We start from the raw sequence: 19,756 nt of genomic DNA, 5'->3' as shown, positions 1-19,756 counted from the left end.
ATTGGCTTTTCTCCCTAATTCACTGTGCTCCGTTAGCACTTCACAAATAGTGATTCGTGATGGCCTGAATGTTGCTAATCATAAGAGCTCTATACACTAATGAGTAATACCCGATGTATAACCAAGGAAGAAAGCGCACAGCCTCGCAAGCAGGCCTCGATGATTATGAATTACCAGCAAAAAGATTTAAGAGCGCCTCAGGTAAAGCAATCCCGATGTGGTCCTCATCTCAGTTGCGCAAGCTTTCCTCACAACTCCCCCGAAATAAAAGGATCCAGCGAAAACTCAAGCAGCCATTCGTCACAAACCCATCCCCCTTTGGTTTTCCTCATCTGTTTGCTCCCCAATCATCGAGCCACGACACTTCTTCATCGCAACACAAGCCTTTCGATTTCAGTGTTTTCAATCAGCAACAAAGTGTCAAGCAAATGGGTCTTTGGCAAATGAGTCAATCCCGACAGGCGCAATTAAGCAAACAACTGCCGAGCTATATTGCGAGGCAATCCCCGAGAAGCACCGATATTCGGATCAAAGCCAATACTGGAAATATGGAAGACTGGGGAGTCAGTGCCGACGAAAATATCAGAACTCAGATCCAACGCGATAAACGTTCACAAATGACTGACTCTGAAGCGGAAATGGCCTTTAACCAACGCAGTCATCAAGGCGCATTAGTGTGGAAAACCAATTCCCCTACGCTTTTAATGTATGGTGATCATACCGATAACTCGGAGCCACTTTCGGCGCATACACCAGGCTTGAAATCTCTACAAGTGAAAGGAACCAAAGGTGCAAAAACTAAGGAGCATGGCACCCGCGACACGCGAAGGGGAAAAATTGTGATGCAAACACTCACCGATCCAAAGCGTAAACCATCTGATCTGGCAATTATCGGAAAGTTAGCAACTGTTCAGCTATTTCAATCTCCGGCAGAAGAGCTGCAAACAAGCAAACTACAAATGCAAAACATGCCACAAGCTCGCTTTTCAGTTTTCTCGGATATTGGAGATATTACAGACTCTCACTCGCAAAACTTTGACAAGCTCGCACAACGGCAACAAGTCGTTCGGGAAACCGATAAAATGCATATTGCCAAAAACTTGCTGATTGCTGGTCGCGACAGCCTGGTTCCAGCAACTCATAAACACTTGTTAAGTTCTGCGCAAGGGGATGTTGGCAAAGCAATGGACTTGCTTCATCAGCAAAGCATCTCACAGCAACCCAACATTACGTTTAATCAGCATCCCAGCTCTCAAACCACCCGATTGGATCTGAGCAGCCTTGGGCAAATGGATACCCAGAATCAAGCTAAAGCTCAACAAAATATTCCGCTTAGTCCAGTGCGGAAGATCAAATCGCCCAAATTCACCTTTACCGACTGAGATGATAAGCACTTGCTAGCTCAGGAAACACCTAGTGTGGCAGCGCATATACAGATTGTAGAGGGACCTAAACCTCTCCGGCTACCCAATTAGGGCGATATTCAGCTTATATTCAAGCTGCATTGCTTTGGTAATCCTAGCGAGTAAAACTGGAAAAACCTACTTTGGAGACTTGTCACGAATGGGATAGTGGGCAAATTGAAGTGTACTTGAGATGGCTGTTTAATTTCTACATTGATTGAATGACAAAACATAGGTTAAAAAACTGCAATAAGTGACGTTTGTCTTTGTATGCAAAGAGAGCCTTTAAGACAGTTTACCCGAAGCCGAAAACTCTGTACGCTGATGCGTATTCCGCTTGTTCACGCGTTCTGTTTTCCTCTAAACAACATCATAACCAAAGATTATATAAAGTCGACTCGCTAGCGGCATATGATTACTTCTGCATGAGTAAATGCTCTATCTTATTCAAAGACATCGTCAGCGCTGTAGCTATTTTAGAGCTCCCAAGACAGACACAAACAAATGACTTTTTATTTCTCAATGGGAGCAGCTAACTGCTGTTCAATAAATTGGATAAACGCTCGCACCCGCAACGGCACAAACTGGCGTTGTGGCATCACAGCGTAAATGGAAGTTTGCTTATAGTAATCAGGTAATACATGGCACAAACGACCTGCTTCTAAGTCATTTTTAATATGCCAGTCTGAATGCAGAGAAATACCCAGACCCGATAAAGCTGCCTGATACAACGCTTCACCGAGGTTACTTTCTAAGGTCCCTTGTACTTTTATTTTTTCTTCCAGACCTTGTTTATTCATCAGTTGCCATATGTGTTCACGGCCATATTCTCCCGATAAAATTAAACAATTATGCTGAGCCAAATCCGCAGGGCTATTGGGTTGGCCGAAATTAGCTAAATAATCAGCAGAAGCGCATAAGATTCGTTTATTGGTATTAAGTTTTTTGGCGAGCAAACTTGAGTCTTCTAGAGCACTTGAGATTCGAATCGCCAGATCGAACCCCGAGTCGACTAAGTTCACTCGCTCATCACTCAGATTAAGTTGTACTTTTAAAGCGGGATGCTGCTTTAGAAACTGAGGTAACAAAGGCGAAATAAACAAACGACCAAACGAAACACCCGCGGTGATACGAAGGGTTCCCGATACCTCCTGCGATACTTTTTTAAGATCACTGGTTAAAGTTGCTAATTCCTCAACCAAATGCCGACCTCTTAATGCCAGCTCTCTCCCCTCAACGGTGGCGCTAACGGTTCTTGTCGTTCGATGCAACAAACGAACCCCCAGCTGTTGTTCTAACACCTGTAAGCGTTTACTGGCGAGGGCTGGTGATATATCAAGACTGCGGGCAGCCGCACTGATCGACTTAAGATCGAGAACTCGAAGAAAAAGGGATATATCCGCCAAATTACTCATCGCTATTATCAACAATATCATGAAAGTGTTTCTCTATTGTTGCTGTTTTTTTGACAAAAGCAAGCGGGTACTCTAAAACCATTCAATCGTAATTAGGAAATAAAATGGAATATCGATTTTTAGGAAAATCCGGCTTTAAAGTATCAGCCTTAGGATTTGGTGCTGGTACTTTTGGTGGCAAAGGTCCGTTATTTAGTGCTTGGGGAAACAGCCAAGAAAAGGAAGCTAAGCATATGATGGATATCGCACTAGACCACGGGATCAATCTGTTTGATACTGCAGATGTTTACTCCGATGGCGAATCAGAACGCCTGCTTGGTCTCGCCATGAAAGGACGAAGAGATAAAGTTATCGTATCTACAAAATCGACCTTAAGAATGGGAGAAGGAACCAATGACATTGGAGCCTCTCGACATCGCCTAATCGAATCCATAGACAACGCGTTAAAACGTTTAGATACCGACTACATCGACATTTTTCAGCTGCATCACTTCGATGCTATGACCCCCATGGAAAATGTCATGGCAACACTCGACCACTTAGTGAAATCAGGTAAAATTCGTTATATTGGTGTGTCTAACTTTTCTGGTTGGCAGGTGATGAAATCTCAAGCTATAGCCGACCGTTACGGTTATAGTCGTTTTGTCGCCAATCAAAGCTATTATTCACTTTTAGGCCGTGATTATGAGTGGGAGTTGATGCCCTTAGGACTTGATCAAGGACTTGGGGCTATCGTTTGGAGTCCCCTAGGGTGGGGCCGATTAACTGGGAAAATCAGCCGTAACAAGCCGATCCCAGCGCAAAGTCGCTTACATGAAACCGCTCAGTTTGCACCACCCGTTAGCGACGAACATTTATATAAGGTGATTGATGTCATGGAAGACATCGCCGAGGAAACAGGAAAAACCATTCCTCAAATTGCTTTAAATTGGGTGCTTTATCGCCCCAGTGTGTCATCGGTACTGATCGGGGCTCGCAATGCATCGCAACTAACAGACAACATACAAGCACTCGGCTGGCGTCTAACCGAGGATCAAGTCAAACGCCTAGACCAAATCAGCCAGACCGCAATCCCCTACCCTTATTACCCCTATTGGAATGGCCAGTTTACTGAACGAAATCCGCCAGCCTGCTGAATAAAAACACCTTCTATAGTCGTCTCACGTAGCTCAAGGTAGAAGGTGTTTTTAAATAACTCGTCGCTCGATATGATCGCTATCAAGCGATCATTTTAACATAGCTTTCAATGACACTATTGAAGGCCAAATTACCCAACTTTATTTTTAACAATGGTGTAGATACATTATGACTCGTTGCTCCTAGCAAATACCTTAAACCAGATAAGTTTCACTGCTCGCCATTGCTTCACATAACTTGGAGAGTATTATCGCGGGAGGATTTGAGGCACTTATTGAAGGCTAGAGCCTCTTATCGGAAAGTTCTAACTGAACACATATAGCGAACTCCAATCCAATTCACTGGCCTGTTCCAAGTCAACTTTAAGCGATGCAAAACCAAAGAAGCCATCGGTTTGAAATTAAAAGGACTGGATATAGAACAACAACCATACCACATTAGCTATCAAAAGCATGATACGCTCTTAATACCATTTCTAGGTATGGTTGTTTCAACAAAACCTTCGATTGATTACACTTTAGTAATACCGAACACTTGATTCTCTTGCTCTTGAACTCGGATAAAAGTGGTTCGTTTGGTGAGTTCTTTCAGTTCAGATGCACCCACATAGGTACAAGCCGAACGAACGCCACCAAGAATATCTTGAATCGTGAATTGCACGCTGCCTTTATATGGGAGTAATACCGTTTTGCCTTCAGAGGCACGATACTCTGCAACACCGCCAACATGTTTATCCATCGCAGTTTGAGAGCTCATACCGTAGAACTTCATGAATTTTTCACCATTTTGTTCTACAAGTTCGCCGCCGTTTTCAGCATGCGCAGCCAGCATACCGCCGAGCATCACAAAATCAGCGCCGCCACCAAAAGCTTTTGCGACATCCCCTGCCTGAGTACAGCCACCATCTGCAACGATTTGTCCGCCTAGGCCATGGGCAGCATCCGCACATTCTATAATGGCCGATAATTGCGGGTAACCCACACCAGTTTTCACCCGAGTGGTACACACGCTACCGGGGCCAATCCCTACTTTCACAATGTCTGCGCCACTTAAGATCAGTTCTTCAACCATCTCACCCGTTACTACGTTGCCAGCCACGATGACTTTGTCAGTAAAGCTGTCACGCATTTTACGTACAAATGCGACAAAATGTTCAGAATAGCCGTTGGCTACATCAACACAAATAAATTGTAAATTCTGATTCAGCGCTAAAATTTGCTTGGTTTTTTCAAATTCAGCATCTGATGTGCCGCAACTAACCATTAAATATTTAATTTTTTCTGGTGCCATCGATGCTAAAAACTGTGACCACTGCTCAATGCTGTAATGTTTATGAACCGCAGTCATCATACGATGTTCCGCTAGCGCTTTTGCTAAGCCAAAAGTTCCCACCGTATCCATATTCGCCGCAATAACAGGTACACCGTGCCATTGACTATTGCTGTTTTTGAAGGTAAACTCCCGATCAAGTACAACCTGTGAGCGACTCTTCAAGGTTGAACGTTTAGGTTTAATCAAGACGTCTTTAAATCCCAGCTTTATATCTGTTTCAACTCTCATTTACTTCTCTGCTAGTTATTAGGCACAAAACCCACGAAGTATAACAAACCATTATTGATAACAAAAACGTTAATAATATGATTTCGAAATAGGATTGCTGTGAGAATTAGTTTTGCCAATATTAGTGCAAAAAAAGTACTCGTCGAAACTCTGCAGAATAGATCATTTTTGCAAATAACTTCCATATATTAAGTCATGAACAATACCAATCTGATTCATTATATAAGCAACTTATTGCGCAGATGAATCTGCCGATAACGAGGCATGAAGCGCATTAACTAATGGCTCTAGTGACAAGATACATAATGCAACTGACGATGATTTAGGCTTTTAAGAATAAAGTTAAATTGGCATAACTAGCCACTGAATTCAATCGAGTGCACTAAAAGTAAAAAACCAGCTCTAAAGCTGGTTTTTTCAAGCAAAGCAACGCAGACTAAGCGTTACCTTTCACCTTTAATTGGTTACCTTTAGCAAAGTTGAGCATCCTGTTTAATGGGACCAACGCTTTATCAATCAAGGCATTGTCTACAAATACCTCTTTACCCTTTGCGTCTATTAAGGCCTCTTCGATGGCCTGCAAGCCATTCATAGCCATCCAGGGACAATGCGCACAAGAACGACAAGTCGCCCCATTGCCGCCAGTTGGCGCCTCAATCATCTCTTTATCTGGGCAAGCCTGTTGCATCTTGTAAAAGATGCCACGGTCGGTAGCAACAATTAACTTTTTATTCGGCAGCGTTTGAGCAGCCGCAATGAGCTGACTGGTCGAACCCACAGCATCAGCCATCGCAACTACGTTTTCTGGCGACTCAGGGTGAACCAAAATAGCCGCATCAGGAAACTGCTGCTTAAGCGCCCACAAGGCATTGGCCTTAAACTCTTCATGAACAATACAAGCGCCTTGCCAAAGTAACATATCGGCACCGGTTTGCTTCGCAACGTAGCCCCCCAAATGTTTATCAGGCGCCCAGATAATTTTATGCCCTTCGGCATCTAAATGTTCCACAACATCCACGGCAATGCTAGAAGTAACGACCCAGTCGGCCCGCGCTTTTACAGCTGCGGAAGTATTCGCATAAACGACAACCGTATGCTCTGGATGCTGGTCACAAAACGCAGAGAATTCTTTTTCTGGGCAGCCTAAATCCAAAGAGCAAGTGGCTTCTAAGGTCGGCATGATGACCTTTTTCTCTGGCGTTAAGATCTTGGCGGTTTCCCCCATAAAACGCACCCCCGCCACTAGCAAGGTTTTTGCTGGATGGTGATTACCGAATCGTGCCATTTCTAAAGAATCAGCAACGCAACCACCAGTCTCTTCGGCCAGGGCTTGGATTTCAGGATCGGTGTAATAATGAGCGATTAATACTGCATCTTGCTCAACTAACAACTGCTTTATACGTTGCTTATGGGCCGAACGCTGTTGCTCACTCAAAGGCTTGGGTTTAGGCGGAAAGGGGTAAATTGATTCGTTAAAATATTCGGGCTGCTGCATAACTACATCTGAGATAAAATAATTAGAGTATTATACACCGCAGAGAGTGCAGATGTCAGTCATTGGACTAAAGAATTAGATGAGGTAATAGAGTCATGATTTGTAATGATAAAATGATGGTGGGTTGTGAAGGATTTGAACCTTCGACCAATTGATTAAAAGTCAACTGCTCTACCAACTGAGCTAACAACCCATAATATTTGGTATTTACAGTGATGGTGGGTTGTGAAGGATTTGAACCTTCGACCAATTGATTAAAAGTCAACTGCTCTACCAACTGAGCTAACAACCCGTAACTGTAAATCACCTATTTGGAAACGAAAAGCGTGGTGGGTTGTGAAGGATTTGAACCTTCGACCAATTGATTAAAAGTCAACTGCTCTACCAACTGAGCTAACAACCCGTAACGTTTCAAAATAGTGGTGGGTCGTGAAGGATTTGAACCTTCGACCAATTGATTAAAAGTCAACTGCTCTACCAACTGAGCTAACGACCCACTAAAGTGGTAATAGATATGGTGGGTTGTGAAGGATTTGAACCTTCGACCAATTGATTAAAAGTCAACTGCTCTACCAACTGAGCTAACAACCCGTATACATCTACTACATTAAAGCTACAAAGTGGTGGGTTGTGAAGGATTTGAACCTTCGACCAATTGATTAAAAGTCAACTGCTCTACCAACTGAGCTAACAACCCGCTTTGAACTTCAGCTAAATCCGCCTCACTGCTGTGTTAGCAATTGACCCGACTCAACGGCGGCCTATGATACGGATTTAAGACTGTTGTGCAATAGTATTTTGAATCTTTTTTTCTAAGCGTTCAGCAAATAAGCAACCAGCTTCAACTTTGTACAGAATTTTGAATTTGCTAAAGTTTATTATTCAAAAACTGTACTAAAGTTGGCCTAATCGATTCTTCGCTAAACTCGCAGCACTACTATTAGGGTGCTCTTGGACCACTCGAGTAAACAATTTTTTGGCTTCATCATTATTTTTTTGAAACTGCGCAATGATACCCAATTTTAACAATGACTCAGCAACCTTATTAGATTTGGGATAATCGTTAACAACTTTAAGGAATTGCTGGGCGGCTTGCTCCCGTTGCCCACGAGTATATTGTAGCTGGCCTAACCAATAATGTGCATTCGGTGCATAGCCAGACTTAGGGAAATCCTGGATAAAAGCTTGAAAGGCCGGAATCGCTGCATCATAGTTTTTATCTTGCATCACTAGCGCCACGGCTGCGTCGTAAGCCTGATCTTCTCCAACCGCTGCAGGGGCAGCAGTAGTTGTGGCGGCAACTTTAGGCACGGCTGTTTGCAACTGAGCAAATCGACGGTCTAACTCTTGGTAGAGTTCACGTTGACGTTCAGTAATTTGTTCAATCTGATAGTTACTCTGTTCTAGCTGACCAACCATGGTTGACATGCTATTGGACAGCTCATCGACCTGACTTTGTAGTTCTAACTGGACCTGATTTCTAGCCTGCAACATCCTTTCCAGGCGTTCGACCCTTTGCTCAAGGCTTAGTTGACTACTGGGAGAATTTAAAGAAACAGCGGTTCTATTACCCGCCTCTTCGACTGGCGCAGCGGCATTAACACTAGCTGCTAATAAAACGGCCACTGTAGTAGCCGTAATCATTTTAAGTTTCATAGCTCACTCTACACTTGTAAGTTTATTAATAAACTAACACCGCGCGGCGATTTTTAGCCATCGCTACTTCGGTGTGTGAATTATCAACGGCTTTCTCTTCACCATAACTAACAATAGAAATTTGCGAGGCTAAGACACCTAAGCTTTGTAAATACTTCGAGACCGCTTTACCACGACGCTCACCCAAAGCAATATTATATTCAGGCGTCCCTTTTTCATCGGTATGGCCTTCAATTAACACCGTTACCGAAGGATTATCACGCAGATAGCTAGCGTGCGCTTCTAATATTTCGGCAAACTCTTCTCGAATATCGGTTCGGTCAAACTCAAAGTAAACGATTTGACTCTGACGTAACTCAGCAGCCTTGAGACGCTCTTGCTCGTCGGCACTAAGTACTGGGTCAACTGAACCCATTTCTACGCCGCCAGCTGCTTCGGTGCCAGTGATTTCCATTGAGGAATCTCCGCCAGCCTTGCCTTGTTCATTTAAATCACTATCGCTACTACGGGTAGAACTACAAGCGGCTAAGCCAGTGAGTACCACACCTAAAAATAGAGTTTTAGCTAACTTTTCAAATTGCATTATGGATCCCTTATGATCAGATTTAGTTATTTAGTTTAAAAATGGCGACCAAGCTGGTGCGCGAACACTGCCCTCTTTTGCTGGTAGCGTCGCTTTAAATCTTCCATCCATAGAAACCAAAGCCAATACTTGGCGACCATTGGCCACGGTACTGTACATAATCATACTGCCGTTCGGTGCAATGGTTGGCGATTCATCTAATTGAGTACGGGTTAATACTTGTACATAACCAGTATCAAAATCTTGTCGGCTAATGCGATATTGGCCATTTACACGGCTCACCATTACCAACGCGGAGCCATCGGGTGTCACCGCCCCACCTAAGTTCATTTCGCCTTCCCAGGTCACCCGACTAATTTTATTTGTATTCAAATTAGCCCGATAGATTTGCGGTTTACCACCACGCTCGGAAGAAAACAGCAATTCATGTCCAGATGGTAACCAGCTAGGTTCGGTATCAATCCGACGACTTTTAGTAATCCGTTTAAGTTGCTTAGTGGCGACATCCATCACATAGATATCTGGCTGGCCATCCTTGGATAATACCAATGCAATTTGACGTCCATCTGGCGACCAATCGGGCGCACCATTAATGCCACTAAAAGCACTCAACTTAGTGCGTTGCGAGGTATAAATATCCTGAATATAGATTTCTGCACTGCGATTTTCAAAACTAACATAAGCAAGCTTTTCACCATCAGGAGACCACGCCGGAGACATCAGTGGCTCTTGTGAGCGAAGTAAAGTCTTTTCGTTATAACCGTCATAATCTGCAATACGAAGTTGATATGGATAGTTAGCATCGGCATTCACAACTACATAAGCAATTCGGGTTAAAAATGCCCCTCTTTCACCAGTCAAAGATTTATAAACACCATCGGAAATTAAATGAGCCATCTGTCGTAACTGAGCTTTCCCTACGCTTTTATATCGATCGAGCAGCACATGATCCTGGCTGGTGACTAATTGACCGTCTTTAAGTTGTTGCTTATTGCCGGCACTCACCTGCCCACGCAGTACATCGACTAAGGCATAATTAACCTTATAAGTGCCATCAGCCAAGGCTTCTATTTTACCGGTCAATACCGCTTCTACGCCAAGCGCTGCCCACGCTTGATAGTCAATCTGTTCCACTGATTGCGGAGTTTGCGGCATCTGGCTAATCGCCACAGGATTAAACTTACCGCTGCGGCGTAAATCATCGGCAACAACCTTCGCTAAGTTCAAAGGTGCTTCGCCGTGTCCTTGCCAAACAAAAGGGACCACGCCTACCGGACGGGCACTGTCGACCCCTTCGGTAATGACAATTTCTAGGTTAGCTTGAGCTAGATTTGAAAAGACAAACCATAGGCAAACGCCCGTTAACAGTTTTTTAATCATCACAGCTGTTCCGGTTTTAAAGTTAAAGTAATGGTTTTAAGTTTGGCAAAAACATCCGGGTCTTTAGAAACCGGTAAAGTCATTGCCTTTTTTATCGCTCGACGAGCCGACTCACACACCGCTTTATCTCCACGCCCTTCACTGGTTTTTGTCACAAAACCATTGGTGGCTAAGTGAATGTCAATACGACATTGCTTGCCAGACATACTTGGATCGGTGAGCCAGTTTCGTTGAATTGTCGACATAATCATGGCTTTGTATTTATCCACTTCACTTAATACTTGTCGTTGACGTCGTACATTCGTTTCGGCCGCCATCTCTGTTTGTAATTGCTTTTCAAATTCAGCTTCTTGACGAGCGATTTCGGCTTTACGTTGACGCTCAGCCTCGGCCTTCGCGGCTTTCTCTGCAGCCAATTTAGCTTCCTTCTCTTTTTGCTTACGAGCCAACTCAGCTTTGCGCGCTGCCTGTTCAGCTTTTTGAGCTGCTATTTCGGCTTGCCGTTGCTGCTCAAGCTTACGAGTCCGCTCTGCTTCTGCGGCTGCTGCTGCGGCTTCAGCTTTCTGCTGTTGCTCAACCTTACGAACCCGCTCCGCCTCCGCTTTGGCTGCTGCCGCCTCCGCCAACTTGCGCTGTTGTTCCTGTTTGACCCGTTCGGCTTCAGCTTGCTTGGCTCGCTGTTGTTCTAACTTTTGTTTTTCTTGAGCACGACGCGCCTGCTCATCAGCTTTTTTCTTGGCTTGTTCATGCTGGCGTTTTTCTAATTCCAACTGCTTAATCCGTTTTTCTTCGGACAAACGTTTCTTACGGGCCAATTCCGCTTGTTTCTCTGCTTGAGCAACTCGCTGTTTCTCTTTGTCTGTTACGGCCTTTTGCTGTTGCTTTAAACGTTCAACTTGCTGGCTTATCTGTTTCGCATCAATCGCGGTAGCCTTAATAATCGGAGCGCTGGGCGTTGCTTCGAGCTTAACGCGCTCAAAATCAACTGACCACACTAACGCAATAAACAACAAAGCATGCAGTAAAATGGAAATAACAACCGACAGGCTAAATGGCGATTTCAATGCTAATCCTAATTTAGTTGTTTTCAGGTTGGGTCATAAGGCCAACCGATGGTACACCTGCATTTTGCAGCAATACCATTAAATTGATGACTTGCTCATAGCGAACGTTCTTATCCCCGCGAACCACTACTGGTATTTTAGGGTCAAGCTGTAAATGCGCCATCACCAAGGCTTGCAGATCATCGCCCGACAAAACTTCAGTAGATGATTGAGAGTCATTCCCCGTATCTAAGTAATATTGCCCACTTTCAGTGACCGTCGCCACTAGCGGCGGTTTACTATCTTCTGGCAAAGCCTCGGCACTCGCTTGTGGCAAATCAACTTTGACCCCTTGGGTAATCAAAGGCGCTGTCACCATAAAAATAATCAATAGCACCAACATCACATCGATATAAGGTACCACGTTGATTTCAGCAACCAAGCGGCGCTTGGGGCGTTGGTAATAATTCACGACGCCTCCTAATTTGTACCACTGTGGGTTTGGCGATGCAGAATACTTGAAAACTCTTCCATAAAGTTGGCGTAATTATGTTCTAACTTACCAACGCCCGTAGAAAAACGGTTAAAAGCGATCACAGCAGGGATCGCCGCAAACAATCCCATCGCAGTTGCAATCAGTGCTTCGGCAATCCCGGGAGCAACCATATTTAAACTGGCTTGCTGAACTTCTCCCAGAGCGATAAAAGCATTCATAATCCCCCACACCGTACCAAATAAGCCAATATAGGGGCTAATAGAACCAATCGTTGCCAACATCGGCAACTGATTCTCTAAAGCCTCGACTTCGCGGGACAAGGAGACTCGCATGCTCCGATAAGTACCATCCATCACCGCATCGGGACTTCGATTTCCTGATTTATGTAGACGAACATACTCTCTAAAACCAGAATGAAATATCTGTTCCATACCTTGCAGATGCTCGGCTCTAGCATTACTTTCTTGATAGAGCTTATTGAGGTCAATGCCAGACCAAAATTTCTTTTCGAAACTATCACTGGCAGTTTTTGCCGACTTCAAGATTTTATTACGATTAATAATCATCGCCCAAGAATAAATCGACATGCTCAATAGCAGCAGCATGACAAATTTAACCAGTAAGCTCGCCTGCCAAAACAAGCCAATAAATGACATATCAGAGTGCACCGAGTAAATCCTCTTTTAATTGATCGGGAATGGCCGTGGCCTTCATTGACGACAATGTGACGCAAGCAACGGTAACCATTCCATGGGCAATAACTTGTTGGTCAGCATTTTTAATCGTTTGCTCAAACACCATGCTGGCTCGTTTCATATTTTCAATACGAGTTTCAACCGTGAGTACTTGATTAAAACGAGCTGGTAGTTTGTAGTCAATTTGCAGCGCTCGAACCACAAAACATAGATCTTGCGCCATCAAACGGTCTTGTTCGTAACCTAATTCTCGCAACCATTCGGTACGACCTCGTTCGAAATACTTAATATGATTTGCGTGATAAACAACCCCACCCGCATCAGTATCTTCGTAATACACTCGAACCCTTAAAACCGACATTACACCTACCTTAGTATTTCAATTAGAAAATACTATACACAGGCAAGTGCTTAAGGTTAAGACTCAAACCATTTAATTTGAACAATTGCGATACAAATTTCGGCCAACGGCTTAAAAATGAACACATTAAGCCGTTTTATTGACTTGCCTGTCGCCGATAAACGACAGCATTTCTAACGTTTAGGTAAATCTAAACCAAGGTGCAAATAGGCACGGTCGCTGGCGATCCGTCCGCGAGGAGTACGTTGCAGATAACCCTGTTGAATTAAGAAAGGTTCAAGTACATCTTCAATGGTTTCTTTATCTTCACCGATAGCTGCGGCTAAGTTATCTAAGCCAACAGGGCCACCGCCAAAAGTATCGGTAATGGCAAGCAACAATTTGGTATCCATATAATCAAAGCCAGCACTATCGACACTAAGCAAATCCAAAGCTTGTGCTGCGATTTCTTGAGTGACTTTGCCATCAAATTTTACATCGGCAAAATCTCGAACCCGACGTAACAGGCGATTCGCGATCCGCGGCGTACCACGTGAGCGACGAGCCACTTCCCAAGCACCCGCTTCATCCAAGGTTAAATTCAAATAATGAGCGCTGCGCTTCACAATATCAGCCAAATCATCAGTTTTATAAAACTCTAAGCGTTGCACAATCCCAAAACGATCTCTAAGTGGTGAGGTTAACATTCCCGCTCGAGTGGTTGCACCAATTAAGGTGAACGGCGGCAAATCAAGTTTGATAGAACGCGCGGCTGGCCCCTCACCAATCATAATATCCAACTGATAATCTTCCATTGCCGGATAAAGGATCTCTTCAACAACTGCACTTAAACGATGAATCTCGTCGATAAATAACACATCGCCAGGTTCTAAATTAGTTAACAATGCCGCTAAGTCTCCCGCTTTTTCAAGCACTGGGCCGGAAGTGGTTTTAATGTTCACTTCAAGTTCGTTCGCCACAATATTCGCAAGCGTCGTTTTGCCCAAACCTGGCGGGCCAAAAATCAATAAATGATCCAAGGCATCTTCACGGCGGCGCGTGGCTTCAATAAAGATTTCCAATTGCTCTACAACCGCCTGTTGGCCGGTATAATCACCTAAGCGTTTTGGCCGAATAGCCCGATCGACGGTTTCTTCTTCTGCAACGGGCAAGGCTGCTACCAAACGATCTGCTTCTATCATCTTTTGAACCTTAAATTATAATGCAGCCTTAAGGGCTTCACGGATCAACTGTTCACTGCTCATACCCGACTGCCATACTAGCTTCACGAGTTTTTCAGCTTGAACGCCTTTATAACCCAGCGATTCTAAGGCTGCAACGGCTTCTTCTTTAGGATCGGTAGCAGGACTCAGCGGTAGATCGCCATTGGCTGTAATACCATCGCTTAATGGCGTAGCTGGTGGTTCTGCATGCCAGTTTTTCAAACGATCTTTCATCTCGACCAACAGCCGTTCAGCCGTCTTTTTGCCGATCCCAGGAACTTTTACCAAGCTGGATAAATCTTCATGTTTTACCGCATAGACAAATTGTTCACAGCTGAGTCCTGACAAGATGGCCAGCGCCACTTTTGGACCTATTCCATTCACCTTAATCAACTCGCGAAACAAGGCGCGCGAAGATTTATCATGAAAGCCATAAAGCAACTGAGCATCTTCACGAACAATAAAATGGGTCAGTAAACGCACTGGCTCGCCCAATTCGGGCAATTGATAGAAGCAATTCATGGGTAACTGGATCTCGTAACCCACGCCAGCTACGTCGACTAACACAAAAGGGGGTACTTTTTCTTCTAAAATACCTTTGATAGTGGCTATCACTAAGATGACTCCGTCTAAATACAATACCAGCTAACTCACCTGAGCAAGTCAATCATAAAGCTGGCACACTACGCTGATAAATTGAAGCTAGCTTAACTCAAAGACTGGATATTTATCCAGTCTTTCTCCGTATTCGAAGCGGATTTTGCGCAAAACGATTCATAAATAGCGGCTTAAAATCAAAGTAGCACAGAACTTAACCACGATAGCGACTCAGGTATCTATTAATTTTTAAACAGTCCACGAGCCAACAAAGCAATGTTATGTTCTGCCAGTTTCAATAATTTATCTTTTGGCAGACTAATGTGATTGGCCTGCAATAAACGCTCCGGGATCAAAAACGGAAAGACCATTAAACTCATAAAGCTCAACTGAGCTAATTCAGCATCAACCCCTTCCGCGAAAGAGCCCTCTGCCGCTAAACGTTGAAATAGGCCCTTCCCCAACAAACGGCCAAGATTTTGCAAAATTAAATTCAATTGCTCGAGACTTTCATGGTTGCCGGGCATACTTGCCAACTGAAAGATTAGCTTCGGAAAATGAGGATTATCGGCCATCGTTTGATAATAAATACGCATTAAGTCATTTAAGCTGCGGCTGCCTAGCTGCGCCGTAACCTGCTGTAAAGTAGCAAACACCGGACTGGATACCGAGCTTAGCATTTCGCCAAATAGACCGGCCTTAGATCCGAAATAGTAAGCAATTAAGGCAGGATCTAATTGCGCCTGCTTACCAATCATCCTCAACGACACTCGGTCATAGTCCAACTCAATAAATAACGCTGTTGCCACCTCTAATAACCGTTGCCGGGCTTGACTCTCACCTTTCGGTCGACCGACTTTATTTTTTGAATTCATTACTTTTTCCTATTCATCAGCTATAGAATAGTTTATTGAATAGCTACACAAATCACCTCATATATTGGCACAATTAACTCAATATAAAACGGTGAAAACGACTTGTTTCGCGTCATTATTATGTGCATCACCCCTGAGGAGGTAGTCCATGGCCAAACGAAAAGACAGAGTAATCGGCTTAGCACTTGGCAGTGGAGCCGCCAGAGGATGGGCTCACTTAGGCGTAATTTTGGCATTACGTGAAATGGGGATCCGACCACATCTAGTCGCAGGCTGCTCCATTGGAGCCCTTGTTGGCGCGGCTTATGCGTGCCAACGTGTCGACCAATTAACCAACTGGGCGCTAGGATTATCTAGTTGGCAAGTATTCAACCTTATGGACTTTTCGTTCTATAAAGGGGGGCTATTAACTGGTGAAAAAGTATTTAACGCCGCCGAGCAATATATTGGACGTAGCAATATTGAGCAATTAAGTATTCCCTTTGGTGCTATTGCAACAGAGTTGGGATCGGGAAAAGAAGTGTGGCTGCAGCAAGGCCGAGTCCGCGATGCGGTCCGCTCTTCCTGTGCCATGCCAGGCTTAATGGCTCCTTACCAGCTGAATAATCAATGGTTGGTGGATGGCGCTTTAGTCAATCCCGTTCCTGTTTCGCTATGCAGAGCCATGGGCGCCGATGTGGTGATTGCAGTCAACCTAAATAGTGACAAGTCTCACCTCAATAACTTCGACGATGAGCTTAAAGATAGCACTAGTGAACCCGACCAACCCTTCTTACGCTTATTGGGCGGAGGTAAAGAATTTTTAACATCAATGCTGGCAAGCATCAAACAGAATAATGATGATCGGTCACCGGGAATGATCGGCGTTATGTCGACTTCAATTAATATTATGCAAGAGCGCCTTACCCGGGCCCGTATGGCCGGCGATCCACCGGATATTTTGTTAAACCCTAAATTAGGTAGTATTAGTGTGATGGATTTCCACCGCGCCGAAGAAGCGATTCAAGAAGGACGGCGAGTCACCGAGTTACTACAACCACATATCGAAGAAGAATTGAGATAAAAACAGCTATATTGATCTAGGAATATTATTGATTACTTTAATCAATAATATTGATAACGACAAATTAACTTCTATTAAATCAATTATTAATGGTCAATTATTGCTTTTTTTCAGGTCTTAATTAGCCATTTAACTAAACCATCAGTGCTCTATAATAAAACTTCACAGTTAGGGGCACGTTATGCTGAACAAATTAAAACTTTTATCGACTAATGATTATCTATGTATTGCGGTTGCTTTATCAGTATTAACCCCTTGGGTAAATGGGCCGGGAGCGCTTATTATTGGTGCATGTTTAGCCAGTTTAGGCTTGACGCCAAACAACATAAATATCGGCATAGTCACCAAGCGTTTGTTAGCCATTTCCGTAGTTGGCCTTGGCTTTGGCATTTCTATCGAGCAAGCCATTGAATATACCCAAGCAGGCTTTGGTTTAATTGTTGGCTCTATCGCCCTTACCTTATGTTTAGGTTTTGTGGTCGCAAAGTTGCTAAAAGTAGAGCGAAAAACGGCTTATCTCATTTCTGTGGGTACCGCGATTTGTGGCGGTAGCGCAATTGCCGCGGTTTCTCCCGCGATAAAGGCCAACAGCAAGCAGATTTCCTTAGCCTTAGCCACCGTATTTATTCTCAACGCTTGTGCTTTATTTATCTTTCCACTGCTAGGACACTTACTTCACCTCAGCCAAGTCCAATTTGGTTACTGGGCGGCGATTGCCATTCATGATACGTCTTCTGTAGTCGGCGCTGCCGCAAGTTATGGAGACCAAGCCTTAAACGTTGCTACCACCGTCAAGCTGGCAAGAGCTCTATGGATCATTCCAGTGGCCTTAATTAGCGCGGTATTATTTAAAGAAAAAGACGGTAAGCTTTCGGTACCTTACTTCATTTTGTTTTATATCTTAGCAATGTTGGTCAGTAACTATGTGCCAATATTTGAGTCACTTTATCAAGGTTTATTTAAGGTATCGAAACAACTACTCGGGGTTTGTCTGTTTTTCATTGGTTATGGGCTTACCACAAAAAATATTCAAGCGGCTGGGATGAAACCCTTACTATTAGGCCTTAGCCTATGGTTTAGCATTGCTAGCGCATCATTACTGATTATCCTCGCTTATTATTAACATCGACGATGTTCAGCTTTCATGACTGGCTTTTTCATCCTTAGCTTTAAGCTTGCTAGCCAAAATCAACAGTAAGCTAAGGAAAGCCAAAGATTCAAAAATCAAACGCATCAACTCGCCACTAAAGACCGATAGTAATAAAAATAAAGGGATAAGTATCCACAACAGAGTCTGTAACATATTGGCTCCTCATTTAAGCAAGCTAAGCTTAAACCAATCAAAGGCCGTAACAAATTCCGAATATCCATAAGCTAGTTCACTCGGGTATAAGTGAGAGGCAGACGCAAAAAGTAACAAATATTAGACTTACATCACGTTTTTGTTAAAATCGTCAGCAATTATTGAAATTAATGGCAGAAACATGCTTCAAACATTGCTCTACAGAATACTATTTCCTTTCATCATCGTAATACTCGCTATTATCCTACTGATATTGGAAATGCAAAAAGTTACCCTTGCCGAATTTTATGGAAAGCAGCTTAGCCTTAAAGAATACCTCAATTGGTTTTCTACTCATCCCGTGAATACCATCGATGTACTCGAGGTATTGCGTGCACGACAACCCAATACTCACGGTGGCAATAGTAAAGACTGGTGTCCAAATATTCATTCTGAGAAGGGCTTTATTAGCATCAGCTATCTAGGTGACCAAGCGATTTGTTGTAGCTTAGGTAAGGGGCAACGTTACGTTTATTATAAAGAAAATGAACAAGAACTGACGATACTCTGTGGCCGCTGGCCTCGAACCGAGACCCTCACGATTAACAAAGCACAACTGAAGTCCGCGCGCGCTTATGCGAACTGATGGAATACTTTTTTGCAGTTAATGCTCGTCAAAATAATCTTTATTTCGAATATATTTACGCATGTAATGATAAGTAAAAGGCAACAGCATCCAGCTAATTAGCGACTTCGACATTCGATACCAAGTGGGCGTATTCTCATATATTTTCTCATCATGTAACCACAGCATCCTCCCGACATGCCAGTAAACAAAAGGCAAAGGCGGTAAGAAAGTCACAATATCTAAGTCACAACAGATTCGATAGGTTTTACGATGAAGTTTATAGTGACGCTTAAAATTCCACAGTCCGGTGGCTGGCTGACCGAAAGTTACCACCCGCTTCACTTTTTTGGGATATTTACGCTCTAAGCGATCGGCGACTAAAACCGCCATTGCACCGCCAGAGGAATGTCCCGTCAAAGTGATTTTTTTCCCTTGTGTCATCAGTGGCAATAATACTGACTCCAGACGCTGGTAGACACTGCACTTCTGTTTCCCTCGGTTTGGATCACAACTCATTTGCTCCAATAACTGTAAATAGCCCCAATGCACATGGTAGTAAACATGCTCAAACTGATAACGTCTGGGGATAAAAGCCAAATTAACCAGCCAATCTAATAGATTGGTAGAACCACGAAATACCACAATCACTTCACTCTTATCGGGTTTCCACAATACCCGCGTGGTTGAGCGTCCCCAACGGTCAAATATCTCTTGGTAACGATAGTTATCCAACTGATCTTGCATCTTACCTAGCGCCGAAGGATAAGCCAGACGGCAAAGCACCGCATAACGTTCATACTGATAACGCTTTAGTTTTTTAAGCTTAAAGTTCGTTTCAAGTGCAAGTGAAGAGTCCAAACAGTAAATCCCAATAAAATGGTTCGC

Annotated in this window: 20 protein-coding genes and 6 tRNA genes; 5 read left to right on the top strand and 21 right to left on the bottom strand. The window is 43.7% G+C overall.

Translation table 11 applies throughout. The annotated features are described in order from the left end of the window. Positions 1 to 113: 113 nt before the first annotated feature. On the top strand, positions 114 to 1,382 hold the full coding sequence (locus ACRRSW_RS10760; RefSeq protein WP_432459340.1) for a hypothetical protein: 1,269 nt from the start codon (positions 114 to 116) through the stop codon (positions 1,380 to 1,382). Between the two features lie 533 nt (positions 1,383 to 1,915). Here the strand turns inward: ACRRSW_RS10760 and ACRRSW_RS10755 are convergent. Beyond that, a complete protein-coding gene (locus ACRRSW_RS10755; protein ID WP_432453228.1) occupies positions 1,916 to 2,839 on the bottom strand; it encodes a LysR family transcriptional regulator in 924 nt (307 codons plus the stop codon). Between the two features lie 83 nt (positions 2,840 to 2,922). On the opposite strand from ACRRSW_RS10755, the gene ACRRSW_RS10750 reads away from it, so the two are divergent. Then, positions 2,923 to 3,954 carry an aldo/keto reductase gene (locus tag ACRRSW_RS10750; protein WP_432453229.1) on the top strand — a complete coding sequence of 344 codons (1,032 nt, stop codon included), beginning with the start codon at positions 2,923 to 2,925 and terminating at the stop codon, positions 3,952 to 3,954. A 511-nt stretch (positions 3,955 to 4,465) separates the two neighbouring features. Here the strand turns inward: ACRRSW_RS10750 and ACRRSW_RS10745 are convergent. The 18 genes from ACRRSW_RS10745 to ACRRSW_RS10660 form a co-directional block, all read right to left on the bottom strand. After that, on the bottom strand, positions 4,466 to 5,515 hold the full coding sequence (locus ACRRSW_RS10745) for a GMP reductase (protein ID WP_432453230.1): 1,050 nt from the start codon (positions 5,513 to 5,515) through the stop codon (positions 4,466 to 4,468). Between the two features lie 436 nt (positions 5,516 to 5,951). Beyond that, positions 5,952 to 7,010: a quinolinate synthase NadA gene (gene nadA / locus ACRRSW_RS10740; RefSeq protein ID WP_432453231.1), complete on the bottom strand. Its 1,059-nt coding sequence runs from the start codon at positions 7,008 to 7,010 to the stop codon at positions 5,952 to 5,954. A gap of 117 nt (positions 7,011 to 7,127) precedes the next feature. Then, positions 7,128 to 7,203: transfer RNA gene (locus ACRRSW_RS10735), tRNA-Lys, on the bottom strand. A gap of 23 nt (positions 7,204 to 7,226) precedes the next feature. Next, positions 7,227 to 7,302, bottom strand: a tRNA-Lys gene (locus ACRRSW_RS10730). Positions 7,303 to 7,337: 35 nt separating this feature from the next. Next, positions 7,338 to 7,413, bottom strand: a tRNA-Lys gene (locus ACRRSW_RS10725). A 17-nt stretch (positions 7,414 to 7,430) separates the two neighbouring features. Beyond that, positions 7,431 to 7,506, bottom strand: a tRNA-Lys gene (locus tag ACRRSW_RS10720). 19 nt (positions 7,507 to 7,525) lie between these two features. Next, a tRNA-Lys gene (locus ACRRSW_RS10715) sits at positions 7,526 to 7,601 on the bottom strand. 30 nt (positions 7,602 to 7,631) lie between these two features. Further along, positions 7,632 to 7,707, bottom strand: a tRNA-Lys gene (locus tag ACRRSW_RS10710). 197 nt (positions 7,708 to 7,904) lie between these two features. Next, positions 7,905 to 8,666 carry a tol-pal system protein YbgF gene (gene ybgF, locus ACRRSW_RS10705; RefSeq protein WP_432459339.1) on the bottom strand — a complete coding sequence of 254 codons (762 nt, stop codon included), beginning with the start codon at positions 8,664 to 8,666 and terminating at the stop codon, positions 7,905 to 7,907. A gap of 25 nt (positions 8,667 to 8,691) precedes the next feature. Beyond that, positions 8,692 to 9,249 (bottom strand): peptidoglycan-associated lipoprotein Pal, encoded by a 558-nt coding sequence (gene pal / locus ACRRSW_RS10700; RefSeq protein WP_432459338.1) that lies wholly within the window; start codon positions 9,247 to 9,249, stop codon positions 8,692 to 8,694. A 30-nt stretch (positions 9,250 to 9,279) separates the two neighbouring features. Further along, complete coding sequence (gene tolB, locus ACRRSW_RS10695) at positions 9,280 to 10,629, bottom strand: Tol-Pal system beta propeller repeat protein TolB (protein WP_432453234.1); 1,350 nt, start codon at positions 10,627 to 10,629, stop codon at positions 9,280 to 9,282. Further along, positions 10,629 to 11,693: a cell envelope integrity protein TolA gene (gene tolA / locus ACRRSW_RS10690; RefSeq protein ID WP_432453235.1), complete on the bottom strand. Its 1,065-nt coding sequence runs from the start codon at positions 11,691 to 11,693 to the stop codon at positions 10,629 to 10,631. The genes tolB and tolA overlap by 1 nt, the downstream gene beginning before the upstream one ends. Before the next feature lie 13 nt (positions 11,694 to 11,706). Next, complete coding sequence (gene tolR / locus ACRRSW_RS10685; protein WP_432459337.1) at positions 11,707 to 12,144, bottom strand: protein TolR; 438 nt, start codon at positions 12,142 to 12,144, stop codon at positions 11,707 to 11,709. Between the two features lie 8 nt (positions 12,145 to 12,152). Next, positions 12,153 to 12,836, bottom strand: a complete 684-nt coding sequence (gene tolQ, locus ACRRSW_RS10680) for a protein TolQ (protein ID WP_432459336.1) — start codon at positions 12,834 to 12,836, stop codon at positions 12,153 to 12,155. Then, positions 12,826 to 13,224, bottom strand: coding sequence for a tol-pal system-associated acyl-CoA thioesterase (ybgC, locus tag ACRRSW_RS10675; protein ID WP_432459335.1), 399 nt, complete (start codon positions 13,222 to 13,224; stop codon positions 12,826 to 12,828). The genes tolQ and ybgC overlap by 11 nt, the downstream gene beginning before the upstream one ends. A 173-nt stretch (positions 13,225 to 13,397) precedes the next feature. After that, positions 13,398 to 14,405: a Holliday junction branch migration DNA helicase RuvB gene (gene ruvB, locus ACRRSW_RS10670; RefSeq protein WP_432453239.1), complete on the bottom strand. Its 1,008-nt coding sequence runs from the start codon at positions 14,403 to 14,405 to the stop codon at positions 13,398 to 13,400. A gap of 15 nt (positions 14,406 to 14,420) precedes the next feature. Continuing rightward, positions 14,421 to 15,041, bottom strand: coding sequence for a Holliday junction branch migration protein RuvA (gene ruvA / locus ACRRSW_RS10665; protein ID WP_432453240.1), 621 nt, complete (start codon positions 15,039 to 15,041; stop codon positions 14,421 to 14,423). A gap of 224 nt (positions 15,042 to 15,265) precedes the next feature. Then, entirely contained in the window at positions 15,266 to 15,898 is a 633-nt protein-coding gene (locus ACRRSW_RS10660; protein ID WP_432453241.1) for a TetR/AcrR family transcriptional regulator, read from the bottom strand. Positions 15,899 to 16,046: 148 nt separating this feature from the next. On the opposite strand from ACRRSW_RS10660, the gene rssA reads away from it, so the two are divergent. After that, the gene (gene rssA / locus ACRRSW_RS10655; RefSeq protein WP_432453242.1) at positions 16,047 to 16,961 is read left to right on the top strand and encodes a patatin-like phospholipase RssA; all 915 of its coding nucleotides are present in this window, start codon (positions 16,047 to 16,049) and stop codon (positions 16,959 to 16,961) included. A 181-nt stretch (positions 16,962 to 17,142) separates the two neighbouring features. Beyond that, a complete protein-coding gene (locus ACRRSW_RS10650) occupies positions 17,143 to 18,084 on the top strand; it encodes a YeiH family protein (protein WP_432459334.1) in 942 nt (313 codons plus the stop codon). A gap of 12 nt (positions 18,085 to 18,096) precedes the next feature. Here ACRRSW_RS10650 and ACRRSW_RS10645 read toward each other — a convergent pair whose 3' ends face one another. Continuing rightward, positions 18,097 to 18,264 carry a hypothetical protein gene (locus ACRRSW_RS10645; RefSeq protein WP_432453244.1) on the bottom strand — a complete coding sequence of 56 codons (168 nt, stop codon included), beginning with the start codon at positions 18,262 to 18,264 and terminating at the stop codon, positions 18,097 to 18,099. A 259-nt stretch (positions 18,265 to 18,523) separates the two neighbouring features. Here ACRRSW_RS10645 and ACRRSW_RS10640 point away from each other — a divergent pair, with 259 nt between their 5' ends. Beyond that, positions 18,524 to 18,889, top strand: coding sequence for a hypothetical protein (locus ACRRSW_RS10640; RefSeq protein WP_432459333.1), 366 nt, complete (start codon positions 18,524 to 18,526; stop codon positions 18,887 to 18,889). Positions 18,890 to 18,907: 18 nt separating this feature from the next. Here the strand turns inward: ACRRSW_RS10640 and ACRRSW_RS10635 are convergent, their stop codons facing one another. After that, positions 18,908 to 19,729, bottom strand: a complete 822-nt coding sequence (locus ACRRSW_RS10635; protein WP_432453246.1) for a lipase family protein — start codon at positions 19,727 to 19,729, stop codon at positions 18,908 to 18,910. Positions 19,730 to 19,756 lie beyond the last annotated feature (27 nt).

Source organism: Agarivorans sp. QJM3NY_25 (assembly GCF_050870875.2).
Classification (GTDB): domain Bacteria; phylum Pseudomonadota; class Gammaproteobacteria; order Enterobacterales; family Celerinatantimonadaceae; genus Agarivorans.
Note: the sequence above shows the minus strand (reverse complement) of the source record. Positions and strands in the feature narration are given on the sequence as shown.